This window comes from Pseudomonas sp. Irchel s3h9, assembly GCF_900187475.1.
GTDB lineage: Bacteria > Pseudomonadota > Gammaproteobacteria > Pseudomonadales > Pseudomonadaceae > Aquipseudomonas > Aquipseudomonas neuropathica.
Window position 1 is genome coordinate 95,246 of record NZ_FYDH01000013.1, and the last position, 18,791, is coordinate 114,036.

Annotated in this window: 21 protein-coding genes and 1 pseudogene; 18 read left to right on the plus strand and 4 right to left on the minus strand. The window is 53.3% G+C overall.

The window, feature by feature from the left end:
- Nucleotides 1–22: 22 nt before the first annotated feature.
- The 13 genes and pseudogenes from CKW26_RS21290 (at nucleotide 23) to CKW26_RS21350 (ending at nucleotide 8,060) form a co-directional block, all read left to right on the plus strand.
- Complete coding sequence (locus CKW26_RS21290) at nucleotides 23–310, plus strand: hypothetical protein (protein WP_095050058.1); 288 nt, start codon at nucleotides 23–25, stop codon at nucleotides 308–310.
- Between the two features lie 442 nt (nucleotides 311–752).
- Entirely contained in the window at nucleotides 753–1,613 is an 861-nt protein-coding gene (locus CKW26_RS30295; protein WP_371917973.1) for a Hint domain-containing protein, read from the plus strand.
- Nucleotides 1,610–1,933, plus strand: coding sequence for a hypothetical protein (locus tag CKW26_RS21305; RefSeq protein ID WP_095050060.1), 324 nt, complete (start codon nucleotides 1,610–1,612; stop codon nucleotides 1,931–1,933). Before CKW26_RS30295 ends, CKW26_RS21305 begins: the two co-directional genes overlap by 4 nt.
- A 97-nt stretch (nucleotides 1,934–2,030) precedes the next feature.
- Nucleotides 2,031–2,210: a toxin C-terminal domain-containing protein gene (locus CKW26_RS30545; RefSeq protein WP_371917970.1), complete on the plus strand. Its 180-nt coding sequence runs from the start codon at nucleotides 2,031–2,033 to the stop codon at nucleotides 2,208–2,210.
- Between the two features lies 1 nt (nucleotide 2,211).
- Nucleotides 2,212–2,403, plus strand: a complete 192-nt coding sequence (locus tag CKW26_RS21315) for a hypothetical protein (RefSeq protein ID WP_095050062.1) — start codon at nucleotides 2,212–2,214, stop codon at nucleotides 2,401–2,403.
- Nucleotides 2,404–2,841: 438 nt separating this feature from the next.
- Nucleotides 2,842–3,198 (plus strand): annotated as a pseudogene (locus tag CKW26_RS21320) (DUF637 domain-containing protein); the annotation flags it as partial.
- A gap of 503 nt (nucleotides 3,199–3,701) precedes the next feature.
- Nucleotides 3,702–4,709 carry a glycosyltransferase family 2 protein gene (locus CKW26_RS21330; RefSeq protein WP_177409277.1) on the plus strand — a complete coding sequence of 336 codons (1,008 nt, stop codon included), beginning with the start codon at nucleotides 3,702–3,704 and terminating at the stop codon, nucleotides 4,707–4,709.
- Nucleotides 4,710–4,996: 287 nt separating this feature from the next.
- Nucleotides 4,997–5,530: a hypothetical protein gene (locus CKW26_RS29730; RefSeq protein WP_141231875.1), complete on the plus strand. Its 534-nt coding sequence runs from the start codon at nucleotides 4,997–4,999 to the stop codon at nucleotides 5,528–5,530.
- A gap of 96 nt (nucleotides 5,531–5,626) precedes the next feature.
- The gene (locus CKW26_RS21335; protein ID WP_095050065.1) at nucleotides 5,627–5,863 is read left to right on the plus strand and encodes a hypothetical protein; all 237 of its coding nucleotides are present in this window, start codon (nucleotides 5,627–5,629) and stop codon (nucleotides 5,861–5,863) included.
- A 1-nt stretch (nucleotide 5,864) separates the two neighbouring features.
- Nucleotides 5,865–6,260: a hypothetical protein gene (locus CKW26_RS21340; protein WP_095050066.1), complete on the plus strand. Its 396-nt coding sequence runs from the start codon at nucleotides 5,865–5,867 to the stop codon at nucleotides 6,258–6,260.
- Nucleotides 6,261–6,474: 214 nt separating this feature from the next.
- Complete coding sequence (locus CKW26_RS29735; protein WP_141231876.1) at nucleotides 6,475–7,008, plus strand: hypothetical protein; 534 nt, start codon at nucleotides 6,475–6,477, stop codon at nucleotides 7,006–7,008.
- Between the two features lie 291 nt (nucleotides 7,009–7,299).
- Nucleotides 7,300–7,536 carry a hypothetical protein gene (locus CKW26_RS21345; RefSeq protein ID WP_095050132.1) on the plus strand — a complete coding sequence of 79 codons (237 nt, stop codon included), beginning with the start codon at nucleotides 7,300–7,302 and terminating at the stop codon, nucleotides 7,534–7,536.
- Between the two features lie 89 nt (nucleotides 7,537–7,625).
- Nucleotides 7,626–8,060, plus strand: coding sequence for a hypothetical protein (locus CKW26_RS21350; protein WP_095050067.1), 435 nt, complete (start codon nucleotides 7,626–7,628; stop codon nucleotides 8,058–8,060).
- Nucleotides 8,061–8,815: 755 nt separating this feature from the next.
- Here CKW26_RS21350 and CKW26_RS21355 read toward each other — a convergent pair.
- Nucleotides 8,816–9,859 carry an LLM class flavin-dependent oxidoreductase gene (locus CKW26_RS21355; protein ID WP_007910852.1) on the minus strand — a complete coding sequence of 348 codons (1,044 nt, stop codon included), beginning with the start codon at nucleotides 9,857–9,859 and terminating at the stop codon, nucleotides 8,816–8,818.
- Nucleotides 9,860–10,011: 152 nt separating this feature from the next.
- Nucleotides 10,012–10,497 carry a flavin reductase family protein gene (locus CKW26_RS21360; RefSeq protein ID WP_016987069.1) on the minus strand — a complete coding sequence of 162 codons (486 nt, stop codon included), beginning with the start codon at nucleotides 10,495–10,497 and terminating at the stop codon, nucleotides 10,012–10,014.
- Nucleotides 10,498–10,821: 324 nt separating this feature from the next.
- On the opposite strand from CKW26_RS21360, the gene CKW26_RS21365 reads away from it, so the two are divergent.
- Together CKW26_RS21365 and CKW26_RS21370 are read left to right on the plus strand one after the other, a co-directional pair.
- Nucleotides 10,822–12,228 carry a cytosine permease gene (locus CKW26_RS21365; protein WP_095050068.1) on the plus strand — a complete coding sequence of 469 codons (1,407 nt, stop codon included), beginning with the start codon at nucleotides 10,822–10,824 and terminating at the stop codon, nucleotides 12,226–12,228.
- Between the two features lie 249 nt (nucleotides 12,229–12,477).
- Nucleotides 12,478–13,578 carry a polyamine ABC transporter substrate-binding protein gene (locus CKW26_RS21370; RefSeq protein ID WP_095050069.1) on the plus strand — a complete coding sequence of 367 codons (1,101 nt, stop codon included), beginning with the start codon at nucleotides 12,478–12,480 and terminating at the stop codon, nucleotides 13,576–13,578.
- A 115-nt stretch (nucleotides 13,579–13,693) separates the two neighbouring features.
- On the opposite strand, the gene CKW26_RS21375 is transcribed toward CKW26_RS21370, so the two are convergent.
- Nucleotides 13,694–14,668 (minus strand): TerC family protein, encoded by a 975-nt coding sequence (locus tag CKW26_RS21375; protein ID WP_095050070.1) that lies wholly within the window; start codon nucleotides 14,666–14,668, stop codon nucleotides 13,694–13,696.
- A gap of 164 nt (nucleotides 14,669–14,832) precedes the next feature.
- Between CKW26_RS21375 and CKW26_RS21380 the strand changes: the two genes are divergently transcribed.
- Entirely contained in the window at nucleotides 14,833–15,777 is a 945-nt protein-coding gene (locus tag CKW26_RS21380; RefSeq protein WP_095050071.1) for a Dyp-type peroxidase, read from the plus strand.
- On the opposite strand, the gene CKW26_RS21385 is transcribed toward CKW26_RS21380, so the two are convergent.
- On the minus strand, nucleotides 15,778–16,566 hold the full coding sequence (locus tag CKW26_RS21385; protein WP_095050072.1) for a helix-turn-helix domain-containing protein: 789 nt from the start codon (nucleotides 16,564–16,566) through the stop codon (nucleotides 15,778–15,780). It abuts the gene before it with no gap.
- An 84-nt stretch (nucleotides 16,567–16,650) separates the two neighbouring features.
- Between CKW26_RS21385 and CKW26_RS21390 the strand changes: the two genes are divergently transcribed.
- Entirely contained in the window at nucleotides 16,651–17,649 is a 999-nt protein-coding gene (locus CKW26_RS21390; RefSeq protein ID WP_095050073.1) for a bile acid:sodium symporter family protein, read from the plus strand.
- A gap of 172 nt (nucleotides 17,650–17,821) precedes the next feature.
- Nucleotides 17,822–18,784: a toll/interleukin-1 receptor domain-containing protein gene (locus CKW26_RS21395; protein ID WP_095050074.1), complete on the plus strand. Its 963-nt coding sequence runs from the start codon at nucleotides 17,822–17,824 to the stop codon at nucleotides 18,782–18,784.
- Nucleotides 18,785–18,791: the final 7 nt, after the last annotated feature.

Consider the following 18,791-nt stretch of genomic DNA (forward strand, 5'->3'; position numbering starts at 1 on the left):
TGGATGCAGAGACCATGGCCCAATGGCCAAGGCTCAGGATAAGAGTGTTTGGAATTTAGAACAGATTGTCTCGGATGTCTATGATGGCTATGCGGGTGGGAGTGGGAGTTTTGATTCTCCGCTTGAGTATCTAATGCTGGAAGTGGTGAGTTTGGTTTTGTCCAGTTGGTATCCGAGTCAAGTGGAGTATCATAAAGAACGCATTGCTGAACTACTTGCGGGAAATGACTTGGATGAAATGCTTAGGGGAATTCCTGCCGAAGAGTTGGAGGAGTTTAAGCATGATCTATATATTTTAAGTATTGTGTGAGTTGGAAGATAAATGGGTGATAAATTGGGACAGACCACGTTTAGAAGGCACTCCAAAAACGTGGTCTGTCCCCTTTTTATTTTGATCCTTTGCAAGGATGCGGACGGGGCGGACATGATTTTGCATTGGGCAACGCAAGATTTGATTGAAGATCTTGTAGAGCGAGATCGACTAGCAATGGTCGAGTTCTTAAGGCGCATAAATACTGATGGAAAAACTCGTGCAAACTACGTTAAGAGGATAAATGGGGACAGATCACGTTTAGAAAGTGCTCTGAAAACGTTGTCTGTCCCCTTTTTACAAGTTAGGAATGATTATGAGCAGTGGTGTATAAAAGGGAATAGACCACGTTTAGAAAACACTCCGAAGATGTGATCTGTCCCCTTTTTTTTGCTGCTTTGCTGCGGGTACGAAAGTTTCTACACCGCAAGGCGACCGCGTTATTGAGTCGCTCAAGGTGGGAGATGTTGTCTGGAGCAAGCCTGAGAAAGGGAGCAAGCCGTTCGCTGCTGCCATTCTGGCAACGCATCAGCGTTCGGATCAACCGATCTACCGCCTCAAGCTCAAAAGTGTTCGTGGCGCTGGCGCAGCGGAAGGCGAAACCCTGCTGGTTACGCCGAACCACCCCTTCTATGTACCCGCCAAACATGACTTCATTCCTGTCAAAGATCTGGAGCCGGGTGATCTACTACAGTCACTGGCTGATGGCGACACCGAAAACACCTCGTCCGAAGTCGAATCGCTAGAGCTGTACCTGCCCGAGGGCAAAACATACAATCTGACGGTCGATGTGGGGCATACGTTCTACGTTGGCGAGCTCAAGACCTGGGTACACAACACTGGGCCTTGTGATTTGCCTCCGGATTATTCTGCGGGTGGTGCAAAAGGGGCTGTAATCCCAAAAGGTTTTTCAAGTGCAGATGATTTCGTTCGCTTTGGCACAAATACGCGAGATGGTTTGGCACGTGCTGGCTATGAAAATGTAGAGCCAATTCTTCAAGGAAGTGCCGTAACAGGTAAAAGCTTTAAAACTGGGGAGGCATTTGACGTTGGCAGGGTGAGTGACTTCGATGTTGCGCTGGCAAGTCCAGAACTTTTGCAACGCGCTCAATCCTTAGGAATAGGTTTGAGGAGTGGCGGAACTCGTACGGGGCCGTTGAGTGCAAGAGACTTGCAAGCCCTTGGCCTGAAAGATTTGTCGAGTAAGATGAGCGCCCAAGCAGGACGCGAAGTTAATTTTATGATCTATGACTCTGCGGTAACAGCCGCAAGTCGTGCTCCGAGTGCGGTGTTACCGAAATGACTATTGTGTATGATCTCTATGGTGCGGAAAAATCATGTCTTCTGTCGGCGAGAAGTGATGTGGAAAGAGCGCTGGGAGAGATTTTTGAGGAAAGGGATAGCTCTTATCAAGGTGGTATTTACTATATGTGGGGTAGGAGTGATTCAGAGAATTTTGTTTTAAAATTGAATATTGATCCTTTGGACGGCGATCCAGTAGAGCAGAACTACGCTAGCTATAAAGTCTTGCTCTATGTAAACGCTACAAATCGTTCAGCTGATATAGAAAAAGTGATTAGCCAAGGTGGTGGCTTTAAGTTGCTGAGGCATGAGGTTTTTTAAAGAACACCAAGGCTAGTCGGTGCAAAAGGCGCAGGTACATCCTTAGAGCGAGGTCTTGCCTATGACAACCCATCAAACCTTGTCCAAAATCGTGTAAGTGAAATTCAGTGGAATAAATGGGAACAGACCACGTTTAGAAAGCACTCTGAAAGCGTGGTTTGTCCCCTTTTTACCCAATGGTGATGCTTGGGAGATGGCAAATTCAGTTAAGGCTCTTGGTCGTAAAGAGACACGATCAGGAACCTACGATGCAAACTTAAATCGCATTGGAGATTGATATGAACGATAAAAAAACTCCCGACTGGGTTGGTCGGGGGAAAACTATTAAGCAACTTGTCGCTGAGTTGCAATCTTTCGAAAATCAAAATTTGTTGGTTGAAATATCAACTGATGATGGTGTAACCAAAAAGCCGATTAGCTTGGTTGTGAAGTCTGGTGATACCTGCGTATTAGTAAATTGCGAGCAGTAAAGGGGGGCAGATTTATTTGCCTAGTCCTTCTGGAAGAAAAAATAAGCTGTTCATTGGTCTTTGAATGTCCGGTTGAGTCGGCTGACTGATTGTATGGTTTTGTCTAGAGTACAACAGTGTTTTCGCTCCTTTTGAGATTAAAAATTAACATTTCTCTCCCCAGAGAGGACTATTTTATGCGCTTCTTTGAAATGCCTTTCGCTTGGGTCGAGCTTGGGGGTAAAGGGGGAGAGATCACGTTTAATGTAGTTGACTGCAACAATACGTAAAAATTTGCCGTCATTTGTCCTGTGCGGCCCGCTAAGCTTTCAGTTCGACCAATTGAAAGGATTCATCGATGCCGCGTGATGTAAATGGGGACAGACCACGTTTAGACAGAACTCCGAAAACGTGGTCTGTCCCCGTTTTTCCCGTACATCCCCCGCGTTGACGGAATCCACCAAAGGCGCATTGGCCAGCACCGGAAAAGTTATCGTCGCCGATTCCGGTGGTCTGAGCAGCCTGCAAGGTATCGCGCATTTTACCGAAAACCAGTTGTTGCAAAACTCCACCTCCGCGTTGCTCAACAAAGCCCTGGGCCGTGAAGGCAGCTTGGGTGATGCCGTGCAAAAAAGCCTGGTGAATGCGTTTACCGCCTATGGTTTCAACCTGGTGGGTGATATCGGAGTGAGCAACCACCTGAAGGACGGTGGTTTGGAGAAGATAGGCCTGCATGCGCTGATGGGGGGCTTGAGCTCACTGGCCGCGGGTGGGGACTTCAAAACGGGCGCCTTGGCAGCCGGAGTCAACGTGGCGGATAAATGGGGACAGAACACGTTTAGAAAACATTCCGAAAACGTGGTCTGTCCCCTTTTTACCGCGCCAAGATAGACTGATTCATTGGGGAATAAATGGGGACGAATAAAGGGGGCAAACCCTGAGGAATCCCCAATTTCTCTTAAAGAAAATCAAGAAGTTGGAATGTTGAAGAGACCTGCATGAATCGGCAACTTGGTTTGCACCACACAAATACTAGAAACCGAATCCATGCAGCCCATCCGATTTTTACACAGAGCGCTCGCTCAAGCACCACCCTCGATCCATTCTCGCCACCTGACATCACTGATGAGTTGTGTCAGTTCGTTACTGCGGTCGTCTCCCTTTGACGCCTTAACCATCGGCCATTATCATGTGCCATCATATTGGCATCGCTCTGCTTCAGTGCGTTGAAAACGTGCCTTCGTTCACCCTGGGCACGTCAACTTTGCCTCACAAATTCCCGTTTATGGCCTACGCCGTCGTCACAGGTGTTCAACAACGTGTCTGTCCCGAAAATTTCCGTCATCATCCCCACGTACAACGTTGAATCCTACATCGCCGAAACCCTTGATTCGCTGATTAATCAACCCGTGCCTTTGCACGAAATCATCTTGATCAACGATGGCTCGACCGACGGCACGCTTGACGTCATCGCGTCGGGGTTCGGCCATCGTGCGGAAGTCAAAGTCGTCACCCAGGATAATCAGGGCGTTGGTGCTGCACGGCGCAATGGTTTGGCATTGGCGAGCGGGGAGTATGTGTTCTTTTGCGACCCGGACGATGTGGTCAGCCCAGAGATGTTTTCGACGTTGGTGGAGCAGGTGCAGTCCAATGCCGCGCTTGAGTTGTTTTATTTCTCCAAGCGTTCGTACACCGAAGTCAACGGCGAGAAACAGCTGTTGCGGCGTAACACCGCGGCCAGCCGCAATGGTTGGTTCGACGCCGGACGTGACTTGCTCGAGGATCTGATCTTGTCCGGCAAGTATCACGCTGCAACGTGGCAGTACATTTTCAAGCGCTCGGTGTGCGAGCGTTTCGCGGTTCGGTTGGAAGGGCGAGCTCATGAGGATCATGTGTTCAGCATGAACATTTATCTGCACAGCCACGCTACTTTTGCCACCTCGGCGGATTTTTACTTACAACGGGTCAGAAGCGGTTCGCTTACGCAGAGCCATAAAGATGTCGAGTACGTAATGGGAAGTTATGCCGCGTACCGCGACACCCTGGCAGCGTTGAAGAAACACGTTGGGTCGTTCAATGCTGGACGGGACGTTGCGCTGAATTTCATGGAACGCAATGTTGATGCACTGATCACCAAGTGCATCAAGTACGGTGTGCCGTTGCCGCAGCAGATTACTTCGATGACTCGACAGGACAGCCGTGAGTGCGGAGTGGTGGTGCATCCTCGCTGGACGTTGCTGTTTCCGCGTATTGCTCACGGGATGCGCAAACTGCGCTTCAATCTCAAGCAAATGCGCAGGAATCGAAAAAGCCCGGTTCAGGGTTAGTTTTTGACTCATGACCACTGCAAAAAAGGGGCGAATTCAATTCGATGAATTCGCCCCTTTTTTGTGAGCCGCATGACTCCTCTTGATATTGTAGGTCCGCTGTTCTGCCGGAATACTCCCATTAAACCTGGTGTGGGGCTTCGTGAGGGGAACGTGGGTGATATGTGGGACGCAAAAAATGGGATTCGGTTGCAGGGATGTGGTAATCAGGTTAATTTTATGGATAAGACTCCCCGAACTAATCCAGAGCTGTATGAAGTGCATTTCGACTCGGTAAAATCACTCAAATGACAGCATTAATAAGTAAGGTTGTTACGGCTTTAGAAATGGACGATGGGGTCGTTTTTGAGCGATTTGTTAGTTGGGATGGGGCCCGCACCAGTTTTGATGATGTCAGAAAATATATTCTCTATTCGGAAAAGCATAGCGTAATAAATCGTAGGCAGTTTTTGGTTTTAGAGGGGGGGGTTGAGGTTGATATTCCAATGCTTGAAGCGCTGAATATATTACCTGATAGAACTGGGTTTTTAGTGGTTTTTGAAAAGGAACCTTTGAGATTCAGTATTCCAGAAGTACCTTGGTTTTTTAGCTATCCTGATAATGCTGCAGTTTATAATTTTGACGGCTCATTGCGTTTTCAGCTGCATAATACTTATGGTCAAGGCGGGTATATAGGTGCCCTGCACTCTGGTTCGATGCCCGATCATCCAGATAAGCTGGGAGTGCTAATCGGCACAGTTGGTCATGAGCCAGAATGGCTTTATTTGGTTGATCCGAATAGCCCGCAGTTGATTTCTACTGGAAAGTGGATTCGTTATTAGCTGAGAATAAATGGGGGGGCAGACGACGTTTAGAAAGAACTCCAAAAACGTGGTCTGTCCCCGTTTGCCCAAAAGAAAGCTCTCCCGAATGGCAATATGGCTGATGCACATGCAGAAATTGGTGTGATCCAGCAGGCGTTCACTGCAGGGAAAACGGTCGGGGCGAGCATGGAACTCAGGGTATCTGGAAAGGCAGTATGCGGGTTCTGCCGTGGAGACATTGCTGCAATGGCTAACGAGTCTGGCCTGTCCTCTCTTACCATCAAAGAGCTTGCGACAGGTAAAACGCTTTATTGGCGCCCTGGAATGAAATCAGTAAAAGAGGTGAAATAATATGAAGCGCTCTCTCTCTTGGACGGTCGGTTTTGGCAGAACCTGTGAAGGTGGCACGCAAAGAGATCCATCTTGGAACGATATCCTTGCGCACCTTGAAGAGTCCTGCCGAAATTTGGGGAGTGTAACCCTGGATATTGAAGAATTAGCAGGCTTCGAACTCTTGACATTGCAGGTTGTTGCAGAGACAGGCAAGTACGCACTGACGCTCGGCGTTGATGATGGCGATGACTACGATGTCAAAGTATTTTACGGCGATAAAAATCGTGGCGGAATCATGCATATCCAAGGCGACGCCGTTGCTGGTTCAGCCATCTGCTCAAATTTTGAGATTGTCGTGGAGATATTCAAGCAGCACTTCGACAGTGGCCGAGTGTCGCCAGCGCTCATGAACTGACGTTTAACTCGAGGACGATAAATGGGGACAGACCACGTTTAGAAAGCGCTCTGAAAACGTGGTCTGTCCCCTTTTCTTTCATTTTTTCCCCATTTTTTCCGAAAAATAACAGTCGCTTGCCTGGTGGCGGCCATCAAGCGAATTTAATGGATAAAGCGCCCCGAACTAATCCAGAGCTTTATGAAGTTAATATGAAGTCGGTGAGGACATTGCAGTGAATCAGTTGATCAGCGAAATTAGAACGAGGTGGGAGTGCGATGATGGAGCGCTCTTCGAGTCGTTTGTCAGCTGGAACGGAACCTCTACCAGCTTCGAAGACACAAAAAAAAATATGCTATATGCGCAAGAGCACCCAGTCGTACGTTTAGAACAATATCTGGTTCTTGAAAATGGCGTTGAAATACGCCTTCAAATCGGTGAGACGCCCTATATCCTTGAAGACAGAAGAGGGGTTTTGGTGGTTTTTAATGAGAAACCTTCAAAGTTTAGTACGCCTGGATTTCCTTGGTTTTTTGACTGTCCTAATAATGCGGCGATTTACAATGCTGATGGCTCTTTTCGTTTTCAATTGCAAAGTTCCTACGGTATAGGAAGCTATATTGGAATAGTGCACTACGCGGATACACCAGCGAACCCAAATGCGTTAGGTGTTTTGGTAGGTACATTAGGGCATGATCCGGAATGGCTCTATTTGGTTGATCCTAATAGCCCGGAATTGATACCTACAGGGAAATGGATTCGCTATTAGTTGTATAAAAAGTCGGATCTGAACGGTGTTTACTTAACAGCTGCCCAATTGAGCTCAAAAAGAGCGGGATAAATGGGGACAGACCACGTTTAGAAAACATTCCGAAAACGTGGTCTGTCCCCTTTTTACCCAAGATCGGAGGCGGAAGCCTTGGGGTTATCTTCTAAACAGTATGTTGCAAAATTTTATTCAGAGTTTGGTACTGTGGCTTTTGAGGATATTGCTGGTCTGACGATGTATGTTCGTCAAGAATTTCAAGAGATTGAGTGGGTAAATGGATAAGAGGTGTACGTGGCTATTTATATAGAGATGGATAAGGTTGTAGAGACTGAAGCATATGTGGAATATACGTTTGGCCGGGGCGGTGATGTGGGTCTGATACAGCTAGATAAAATAAAGGAAACTATAAGCGTCATTAAAGAGTGCCCGTTGGATGCAAGCGGAAAATGGTCGGAAAGAGCGGGTATGAAGCTCGCTCAGCTTTTCGTAAAAGGCGAGTATCCTGAGAAAACCCAGTGGGCTTCTTGAGAAAGGATAGAGAGAAAATGGGGAAAGATTCTCGGGGATTCCCCGCGCTAATTGAGTTAAATCCCGGGTTTATTGCGTGTAGATCATAAATGATGAAGAATTTTTTCTATTATCAATCGCTTCCTGACTCGATGCCTGTAGAAGATGTGGCAAACGAGTTTCATGAACTGCTGATCGAGAAACCTTTTTCTGGAAAATCAAAGTTTGATTTTTTACAGGCTCTGTTAGAACTCAGCGATCGTCAGTGGCACACCTATGAACAGTTGTGCGAGTCACTAAAGACTCAAATAGAAAAAACCTTGATCAATGAGTGGGATGGGTTTGATTTTGATTTTGCTCAGGGGGCGATCGTCGTTGCGGCATACCTTGGATTGGCGGAACTGTTTGACTTTATATCAAGCCAGAATGTCAGTGAGCTTTCGTCAGAAGTGGCTATCGAGATCAAAGAGGCAATTGCTGAGCTGGGTAGTAATATCGCTGATCCGTATAGTGGTATGAAATTGATAGGTGGAGACTACGTTTAGCGAGCATTTGGAAATGTCAGCTAGCCCCGTTTTCCACCGTTTCGAAGTCAACGTAGCCTCATCGAAGTCTGAACCATTTGGAATGGAATGGGGACAGACCACATTTAGACAGCACTCCGAAAATGTGGTCCATTCCCGTTTTTCCTTTCGGATTATTGACCGTGGTAACCCATAATGAATGAATCCTATCCAACAGCATGCGAGCAGTGTAGAGGCGAATTAGTTGTCTTCAATGAGGGTAGCACTCAGGGAACACGCTGCGATCTGTGTGGCTGGTCGGTAGTTACCACCAATATGCCCGGCATCCAGCTGGATGAGTGCAGGTATGAGGTTCGCTGTCGCGGCGACTATTGGAATCAAGCACAGATAAGGGCGGTTTCCGAGGTGACAGGTCACAATTTTTTAATGTCGAGAGATATGCTCCAGCAAGGCTCTACTCTGGTGTTTAGCGGTCAGGCGAAGTCGGTCCTACGGGTTAGAAATATTCTTGTATCAGCTGGGGTCGCTTGTGAGATTGCGCCTGATTTTTGCTGGATATAAATTGACTCTGGCGATGAAGGCCAATTTTTCGCAGGCAGCCATGAGTCAACAACAGGAGTTGATGATTGACCAGGTATAGAGGCGGATTTCACAAGATAGATTTTTTGAGTTTTGATTCTGCGGTGGGAATATCCCAAAAGAATATTTGCATGCTGAACTGAAAAGCCCCGAACTGCTCGGGGCTTTTTTATTTGGGGCAGGCAATCAGCAGTGACTCACCGAAACGCCGGCACCACATGCTTGATAAACAGCTCCAGCGATTTCTTCTTCTCCTCATGCGGCAAGCTGTTGTCACACCAGAAACTGAACTCATCCACACCCAGTTCCTGGTAGTACTTGATCCGCGGAATGATCTCTTCCGGCGTACCAATCATCGCGGTCTTGTGCAGGCTCTCCAACTCAAACTCCGGACGCCCGGCAAACTTCTCTTCCGGGCTCGGCGCGAGGAAACCGTTGACCGGAGTTTGCTTGTTGCCAAACCACGCATCGAACGTGCGATAGAAACGTGAGATCGCTTTCGCCCCGACTTTCCAGCCATCCGGATTATCAGCGGTGTGCACGTGAGTGTGACGCAGCACCATCAGTTGCGGGCGTGGCACGTCGGGGTTGTTGTCCAGCGCAGTCTGGAATTTGTTCTTCAGGTCGAGGACTTCTTCGTCGCCCTTCATCAGCGGCGTGACCATCACGTTGCAGCCGTTGGCCACGGCGAAGTTGTGCGAATCCGGGTCGCGGGCGGCGATCCACATTGGCGGGTTGGGCTTTTGAATTGGTTTCGGCACGCTGGTGGAGGTGGGGAATTTCCAGATGTCGCCGTCGTGTGCGTAGTCGCCTTGCCACAGGGCGCGGACCACTGGGACCATTTCCCGCAGTGCCTGGCCACCGCTGGAGGCAGGCATACCGCCGGCCATGCGATCGAATTCAACCTGATAGGCGCCACGGGCCAGGCCGACTTCCATGCGACCGTTGCTGATGACGTCGAGCAACGCGCATTCACCGGCAACGCGCAACGGGTGCCAGAACGGCGCGATGATGGTGCCGGCGCCGAGGTGGATGGTGGTGGTTTTGGCGGCGAGGTAGGCGAGCAATGGCATCGGGCTTGGCGAGATGGTGTATTCCATGGCGTGGTGTTCGCCAATCCACACGGTGCTGAAACCGCCGGCCTCGGCCATCAGGGTCAGTTCGGTGAGGTCTTCGAACAGTTGGCGGTGGCTGACGCTTTCGTCCCAGCGTTCCATGTGGATGAACAGGGAAAATTTCATGACGCTTCCTCGGGTCTTTTATTGTTGAGGCTACAAAACTTGTAGGAGTGAGCCTGCTCGCGATGGCGGTGTGTCAGAAAAGACATCGACATCGGATAAATCGCTATCGCGAGCAGGCTCACTCCTACAGTTGAATTGTGCGGGGCTGACGATCAGGCCAGGACGGGCAGGGCGCCCATCTTGCCGTGGCAGTACACCAGCGGCCCGGCGATTTGCTCGGGGACGATCAGGTTCTTCACCGCGCCGACCATGATGGCGTGGTCGCCGCCTTCGTATTCGCGCCACAGCTCACACTCAATGATAGCTGTAGCGTTGGCGAGGATCGGGTTACCCAGTTCGCTCAAGGTCCATTCGATGCCTTGCGCCTTGTCCTTGCCTTTGCGGGCGAAGGCGTAGGCTTCGCTTTGCTGGCCGCCGGACAGAACGTGGATGGCAAAGCGTTTGTTTTTGATCAGCACCGGGTAGGAATCAGAACTGTAGTTGGGGCAGAACAGCACCAGCGCCGGATCCATCGACAGCGAGCTGAATGCACTGGCCGTCAGGCCGACGATCTGACCGTCATCGTCCAGCGTGGTGATAACGGTTACGCCGGACGGGAACGAGCCCATGACTTGTTTGTAGATAGCGGCATCGATCATTGGTCGGTCCTCGGGTGATGTGTTGCTGTTTTTATGTGTTTGTTGGTCTGATGGTATACCAGTATTCGATCTTTGCAAGGGCTTTTAAGCTGAACCGATAAACGTGCCGCGTTCGTCGGAAACTCAGCATTTACGGGGCTTTCGGCTGGTCTGCAGGCCACGGTTTCAGCGAGGATGGCGTATCAGCTGGCGTCGTAAACTACGGATCAGTCTTGTGAATTGTTTGGAATACCATAATATGGTCTGCATCTGAGGGGCGGCCAGAGAGTCCCCCCGGTTTGGCTTCATACAACGATAAGAACAGACAAACTCGAGTTCATGCATATGTCCCAGATGTCCCGGCAAGATCCGTTGATCGAGAACCATACGGTCGACTACGTCCCACTCGCGGAACGCCACGGGAAGGCCCGCGACCTGTTCACCCTTTGGTTCAGCACCAACATTGCGCCACTGCCCATCGTCACCGGCGCCATGGTGGTTCAGGTGTTCCATCTCGATTTGCTTTGGGGGCTGCTGGCGATTGCGCTGGGGCACCTGATCGGCGGCGTGGTGATCGCGCTGGCCTCGGCGCAAGGCCCGCGCATGGGCATTCCGCAAATGGTTCAGAGTCGCGGCCAGTTCGGCCGTTACGGCGCGCTGCTGATCGTGTTCTTTGCCGCGCTGATCTACATCGGTTTCTTTATTTCCAACATCGTCCTGGCGGGTAAATCCATCGTCGGCATCGCGCCATCGGTGCCGGCGCCGCTGAGCATTCTGATCGGTGCACTGGCGGCCACGGCGATTGGCGTGATCGGCTACAACTTCATCCACACGCTGAACCGCATTGGCACCTGGGTGATGGGCGGCGCGTTGCTCGCCGGGTTCATCTATATCTTTGCCCATGACTTGCCGGCGGACTTCCTCACTCGCGGCAGTTTCAACCTGTCCGGCTGGCTGGCGACGGTATCGCTGGGGATTATCTGGCAGATCAGTTTCTCGCCGTACGTGTCCGATTACTCGCGATACTTGCCGGCGGATATCGGCATTGCCAAGCCGTTCTGGGCGACCTATCTGGGCGCGACGCTGGGCACGATTCTGTCGTTCAGCTTCGGCGCGGTTGCCGTACTGGCGACCCCGGAAGGCACCGAAGCGATGGTCGCGGTCAAGCAATCGACCGGTTGGCTCGGGCCGATTCTGATGGTGTTGTTTCTGCTGAATATCATCAGCCATAACGCGCTGAATCTGTATGGCGCGGTGCTGTCGATCATTACCTCGATTCAGACGTTTGCCAGCCAATGGACGCCCAGCATCAAGGTGCGCGTGGTGTTGTCGAGCGTGGTGCTGGCCGGTTGCTGCGTGGTTGCGTTGGGCGCGTCGGCGGACTTCATTTCCGAGTTCATCGGTTTGATTCTGGCGCTGCTGCTGGTGCTGGTACCGTGGGCGTCGATCAACCTGATCGACTTCTACCTGATCAAGCGCGGCTGCTACGACATCACCTCGATCTTCCGCGCCGATGGCGGGATTTACGGGCGCTTTAATCTGCACGCGATCATTGCCTACTTCATTGGCATACTCGTGCAACTGCCATTCGCCAACACCTCGCTGTATGTCGGACCGTACGCCAATCTGGTTGAGGGTGCGGACTTGTCCTGGCTGGTGGGCCTGGTTGTCACCGTGCCGTTGTATTACTGCTTGGCAACACGCAGCCAGACTCAGCAGAGCAGGGCGGCGAGATTGGGTTACACCGACTGAGCTGATCCGCTTCACCACAATGCCCGGCCAAGTGCCGGGCATTGTTGTTTCCGCATCCCGGCGGTCAATCAAATTGGCCACATCGATCCCCTTTTGGCCCATCCCCCACTGTGCTCCAGCTACGCTGTCAGCAAGAATCAAAACCACAACAAGACGCTCGACCCTTTTTACCCTTGGCTACCTTTACAGCCGCTGCCGTGTACAGAACATAAAAACCATCGAACTCACGCTGCCTTTTGGGGAACAACCATGGTCACGATGAAACGCATTCTGGGTGCCACTGTGTGTGGGCTGACGCTGCTGGCCGGCGCTGTCCAGGCTGAGCAACGCGAACTGCGCGTGTACAACTGGGCGGACTACATCCTGCCGTCCGTGCCCAAGGATTTCGCTGCAAAAAGTGGCATCAAAGTGACCTGGGACACCTTCGACACCAATGAATCCCTGGAAGCCAAACTGCTCACCGGCAACTCCGGTTACGATCTGGTGGTGCCGTCGAACCAGTTCCTTGAAACGCAGATCAAGGCTGGCGTGTTTCAGAAACTGGATAAATCGAAGCTGCCGAACTGGAGCCACCAGGATCCAGAACTGTTGAAACTGCTGGGCAAGAACGATCCGGGCAACCAGTACGGCGTGCCTTACATGGTCGGCACTGTGCTGATCGGCTTCAACCCGGCCAAAGTCAAAGCGGCACTGGGCGACAACGCGCCGGTGGACAGCTGGGATCTGGTGTTCAAACCGGAGAACATGGAAAAGCTCAAATCCTGCGGCGTGGCGATGCTTGATTCGCCGACGGAAATCCTGCCGTTGGCCCTGCATTACCTGGGCCTCGACCCGAACAGCCAGAACCCCGCCGACTATGAAAAAGCCAAGGAGCTGATGCTCAAGGTTCGCCCGTACGTGACCTACTTCAACTCGGCCAAGTACATGACCGACATCGCCAACGGCGACATCTGCGTGGCCATCGGTTACTCCGGCAGCTTCTATCAGTTCGGCAACCGCGCCAAAGAGGCGGGCAACGGTGTGGTGGTCGACTGGCGCTTGCCGAAGGAAGGTGCGCCGATCTGGTTCGACACCTTCGCCATTCCGAAGAGCGCGAAGAACGTCGCCGAAGCGCATGAGTTCCTCAACAACCTGCTCGATCCGAAAGTGATCGCACCGATCAGCGACTTCCTCGGCTACCCGAATGCGAACAAGGATTCGATGCCGCTGATCAACAAGGAAATCACTGACAACCCGAACCTTACACCGACCCCGGAAGCGCTGAAAAACCTCTACGTCGTGCAGCCGTTGCCGCAGAAACTTGAGCGCGTGCGCACCCGCGTGTGGACCAGCATCAAGTCCGATAAGTAACACCGATCCCCTGTAGGAGTGAGCCTGCTCGCGATAGCGGTCTGTCGGACAACGCGGTGTTGACTGGCAGACCGCTATCGCGAGCAGGCTCACTCCTACAGGGTCTTGTGGTGTTTCATTCAGTGCGGCGTTCGGCATCTCTGGTCATGACCAAGCTGAGCAGGACTGAGCCAAGGATCACCCCACCCACCACCGCCAGCGACCATTCCACCGGCATGTGCAGCCACGGCATCAAGACCATCTTGCCGCCGATAAACACCAGCACAATCGCCAGCCCATACTTGAGCAAGTGAAAGCGATCCGCCATGTCCGCCAGCAGGAAATACAGCGCACGCAGGCCCATGATCGCGAAGATATTCGAAGTGAAGACAATGAACGGGTCAGTGGTCACGGCGAAGATCGCCGGGATGCTGTCGACCGCAAACATCAAGTCACTGGCCTCGATCAGCACCAGCACCAGAAACATTGGCGTGGCCCAGCGCACGCCGTTCTGCAGGACGAAAAACCGTTCGCCATGAAACCCGCTGGTGATGCGCATATGCCCGCGCACCCAGCGCAGCAACGGATTCTTGTCCAGGTCTGGCTGGTGGTCGGCAAACACCAGCATCTTGATCCCGGTGATGATCAGGAACACGCCGAACGCGTACAGCAGCCACTCGAACTGCGACACCAGCCACACGCCGGCGAAAATCATCACCGCGCGCATCACGATCGCGCCAAGCACGCCGTACAGCAGCACTCGTCGCTGAAGCTCCGGCGGCACGGCGAAGTAGCTGAAGATCATCACGAAGATGAACATGTTGTCGATCGACAGCGATTGCTCGATCAGATAACCGGTGAGGAATTCGAGGGTTTTCTGCCGGGCGATCTCGGTGCCGAACGCACCGTGCAAATACCACCAGAGCAGCGCCGCGAAACTCAGTGCCAGCAGGCACCAGGCGATGACCCAGGACAAGGCTTCGCGAACCGACACCCGATGCGCCTTGCGCCCACCGAAGACAAACAGGTCCAATGCCAGCATGGCAAGCACGAAGACGATGAAGGCGCCCCACATCCACGGTTCGCCGATATTAATGTTGGTTGGTGGCATGTCACGCTCCCTGTCTATTCTTGGATTGGGGTCAGACGAGGCCATGCTAGCGACGAGTTTGCGGCAAAGAAAAATCGTTTATTTCTACGCAACAGTTCGATAAAAACGAACTATCTGCCCTCGTTATCAGCTCGGGCATTTTTTACGGAGCAATGTTTTCAGCGATGAATACCGACATTCTCGAACCTCAAGCGGTGTGCAGTCCGATCACCAGCAGCGCAATATTCATCGTCGCGACGCTGAATGCCGGGCCTGAAGCAGCGCAAACCGTCAAAGACTGGTGCGGCGATGTCGCCGGGCTGGTGCGCTCGGTTGGCAAGCGCGTCCCGACCGGCAACCTGACCTGTATCTGCGGTTTTTCCTCGAACGCTTGGGATCGCCTGTTTGGCCATCCGCGCCCGGCGTCGCTGCACGATTTTCGCGAGTTTGGCGAGGAAGGGCGGCACGCGCCGGCAACCCCGGGCGATCTGCTGCTGCACATTCGCGCCGATCAAATGGATCTGTGTTTTGAACTGGCCACGCAGATCATGGCGGTTCTCGGCGATGCGGTGACGGTGGTCGACGAAGTGCAAGGTTTTCGCTATTTCGACATGCGCAGCATCATCGGTTTTGTCGACGGCACGGAAAACCCGGTCGGGCGCAAAGCGGTCAACTTCACCATCGTCGGTGACGAAGACCCCGACTTCAGCGGCGGCAGCTACGTGCTGGTGCAGAAATACCTGCACAACATGGCCGCGTGGAACGGCCTGAGCGTTGAAGCACAGGAGCGCGTTATCGGTCGCACCAAGCTCTCCGATATCGAACTGGACGACGCGGCCAAACCGAGCAACTCGCACAGCGCGCTGACCACCATTACCAACGCGGCCGGGGAGGAAGTGAAAATTCTCCGTGACAACATGCCGTTCGGCCGGCCGGGGGCAGGGGAGTTCGGCACCTTCTTCATCGGTTACGCGCGCTCGCCCGAGCCGATCGAGCAGATGCTGGAAAACATGTTCGTCGGCAAGCCACCGGGTAACTACGACAAGTTGCTGGATTTCAGCACCGCCGTCACTGGCAGCCTGTATTTCGTGCCGTCAGCGGACTTGCTGGAAGCACTGGCGGATCGCTGATCAGCGAAAAAACTCACCCGGCGTTTCACCAAACTGCTGTCGAAACGCCGCGATAAACGCCGACGTCGAGTCGTAACCACAGGCCAGCGCAACATCGGTAACGCGTTCACCTTTCTCCAACGGCGTCAGTGCACCAAGCAGGCGCAAGCGCTGGCGCCAGGCGCGGAAGGTCAGGCCGGTGTCGCGCAGAAACAGACGGGTGAGGGTCTTCTCGGTGACGCCGAACTTCTCGCTCCAGTGGCTCAGCGTGGTTTGCTGTTCCGGATGGTGTTCCAGGCTCTGGTAGATCTGCTTTAAGCGGGCGTCTTGCGGCAACGGCAACATCAGGTCGATCTGCGGCGCTTCGGCCAGTTGATCGAGGATCACTTGGGCGAGGCGTCCATGCGGGCCGCTCTGGTCGTATTCCACCGGAACCTGACTGAACGCGCGGATCAGTTCCCTGAGCAGATCGCTGACGCCGAGCACGTGACAACGCTTGAGCGCCCATCCGGCAACGCTGCAGTCGATGTACAGGCTGCGCATTTCCGTGTGCGGCGAGCTGAACACCCGATGCGGCACGCCCGCCGGGATCCACACCGCGCGCTCCGGCGGGGCGACGAAGCGGCCGACGCTGGTCTGGATTTCCAGCACACCCTGAATCGCATAGGACAACTGCACCCACGGGTGGCTGTGGCGCCGAGTCAGGGCGCGATTGGGCAGCGATTCGGTGCGCCCGTAGAGTGGACGCGGCAGGCTGGGCAGCCCGGGAATGCTGCGACGCACGCTTTTGTCATGTCCTTTAGGCGGCATCTCGTGGCCCTTCGGCGTTAGTCGGTAATCCGCAGCCACGTTAGAGTCGTCGGCACGCCCTGGCAACCCCCGGATGAACCGACCATGACTCGCCCACGTTTTTTGCCCGATAACTTCACCCTGACGCTGATTGGCGTCGTGTTGCTGGCCAGTTTCCTGCCGGCCAGCGGCCAGGTCGCCGTCGGCTTCGGCTGGCTGACTAACATCGCCATCGCGCTGCTGTTTTTCCTGCATGGCGCCAAACTGTCCCGCGAATCGATCATCGCCGGTGCCGGTCACTGGCGCCTGCATTTGCTGGTGTTCGGCCTGACGTTTGTCCTGTTCCCGTTACTGGGCCTGGCGCTCAAACCACTGCTGTCACCGCTGATCGGCGACAAGCTGTACATGGGCATGCTTTACCTGTGCGCACTGCCGGCCACGGTGCAGTCGGCGATTGCTTTCACTTCGCTGGCCCGGGGCAATATTCCAGCGGCGATTTGCAGTGCGGCGGCATCGAGCCTGTTCGGGATTTTCCTCACGCCGCTGTTGGTGACGCTATTGCTCGACGTCCACGGTGATGGCGGTTCGACGCTGGATGCGATCCTGAAAATCAGCGTGCAATTGCTCCTGCCATTCATTGCCGGGCAGATCGCTCGTCGCTGGATCGGCGCGTGGGTCGGGCGCAACAAGAACTGGCTGAAGTTCGTCGATCAGGGCTCGATTCTGTTGGTGGTTTACGGCGCGTTCAGCGAGGCGGTCAACGAAGGTATCTGGCATCAGATTCCGCTGGTCGAGTTGCTGGGGCTGGTGGTGGTCTGCTGCATTCTGCTGGCGCTGGTGCTGTTGGCGTCGACGCTGTTGGGCAAGGCGTTCGGCTTCAGCCAGGAAGACCGCATCACCATTCTGTTCTGCGGCTCGAAAAAGAGTCTGGCCACCGGCGTGCCGATGGCGCAGGTGTTGTTTGCCGGCAGCACGATTGGTGTGTTGATTTTGCCGTTGATGTTGTTCCATCAGATTCAATTGATGGTGTGTGCGGTGCTGGCTCAGCGTTATGCGAAACGCCCGGAGTCGGTGCCGGAGTTGATGGCGCAGGTCGATCCATGACCCTTTTTTCACTGGCTGACAAGGACGCCAGCCATCGCAGCAGACGGCGAAATCATTCATGCGCCGCGCGTGATGCCTTGAATGAAAGTAGCTTGCAGACCGTTGATCGGCCATTATCCTGGTCGGAAAGTCGTGCCTGCCAGGGCCGCTTATATTGAAGGGTTCGGGTCGAATGCAGGAAGAGGAAAAGAAAGGCGCGATTTTTATTTCTTATGCTTGGGGTGGGCCGCTGGAACACAAGGAGTGGTTACGCCAGCGCATCATCAAGCCTCTGGGCTGGAAATATCGCGTCTTCTGGGACCGGGACAGCATCGGTTTCGGTGAATCGATCGACAAAACCATTGCCTATGCGCTGGATCAACGGCCTATCAGCGTGTTCTGTATTTGTGACCGCGACTATCTGGTCGCGGCGCAACGGATCAATTCTGGCCTGCATCGGGAACTGCAAATGCTGACCCGTATCGCTGACTGCGACGGCGTCAGGATAATCCCGCTGATTTTCGACGCTGGCAGCGCGGCGGACTTGCCCGAGCCGCTGGCGGGCAGGGCCTATCTGAATGTTCAACCGTTGCATGAGCACGGCCTCAATTTGAGCAGCGTACTGCTCGCTGTAGCTGACGGCGCGACGCAGGCACAAGTCAACACCTATATGGCCGGAAGGCTCAAGGCGCATGACCTGCGCCAGCAGGCCATTGCATATTTCAGCCAACAGAATATGGAGTTGTGGGGGAATGCACGCACTCATGAAGTGCGGATATATCAAGTCGGGCGGGAACCGCGTTTGCTGCTCCCTGCACAGTGGATGTGGGACAGCGACGAGTGGGGGTTCATGCTGGGTGACGATAACCCCACGTACTGCCCTTCGCAGGGACGCTGGCATTGGGATTACTTCAGTCCGTCACGTGGAATGCGTGCGCTGGGAACAGCGACCATGTCGGCTTTTTTTTCGGATCGAGAGACTTTGGATGACCAGGCAATGCTTGCGTCGGCTGGTGCTGTTCTGGCCAGAAGTGTATTTGCCATGACCTACAAGACCGAAGCTTTCAATCTCGCTCCTGACGAACTGATAAATCTTCTGATAAACGATGCTGAAGGCTATGCCGCTCTGGAACATCTGTTGCTATCGGCGACATAGCCTGTCG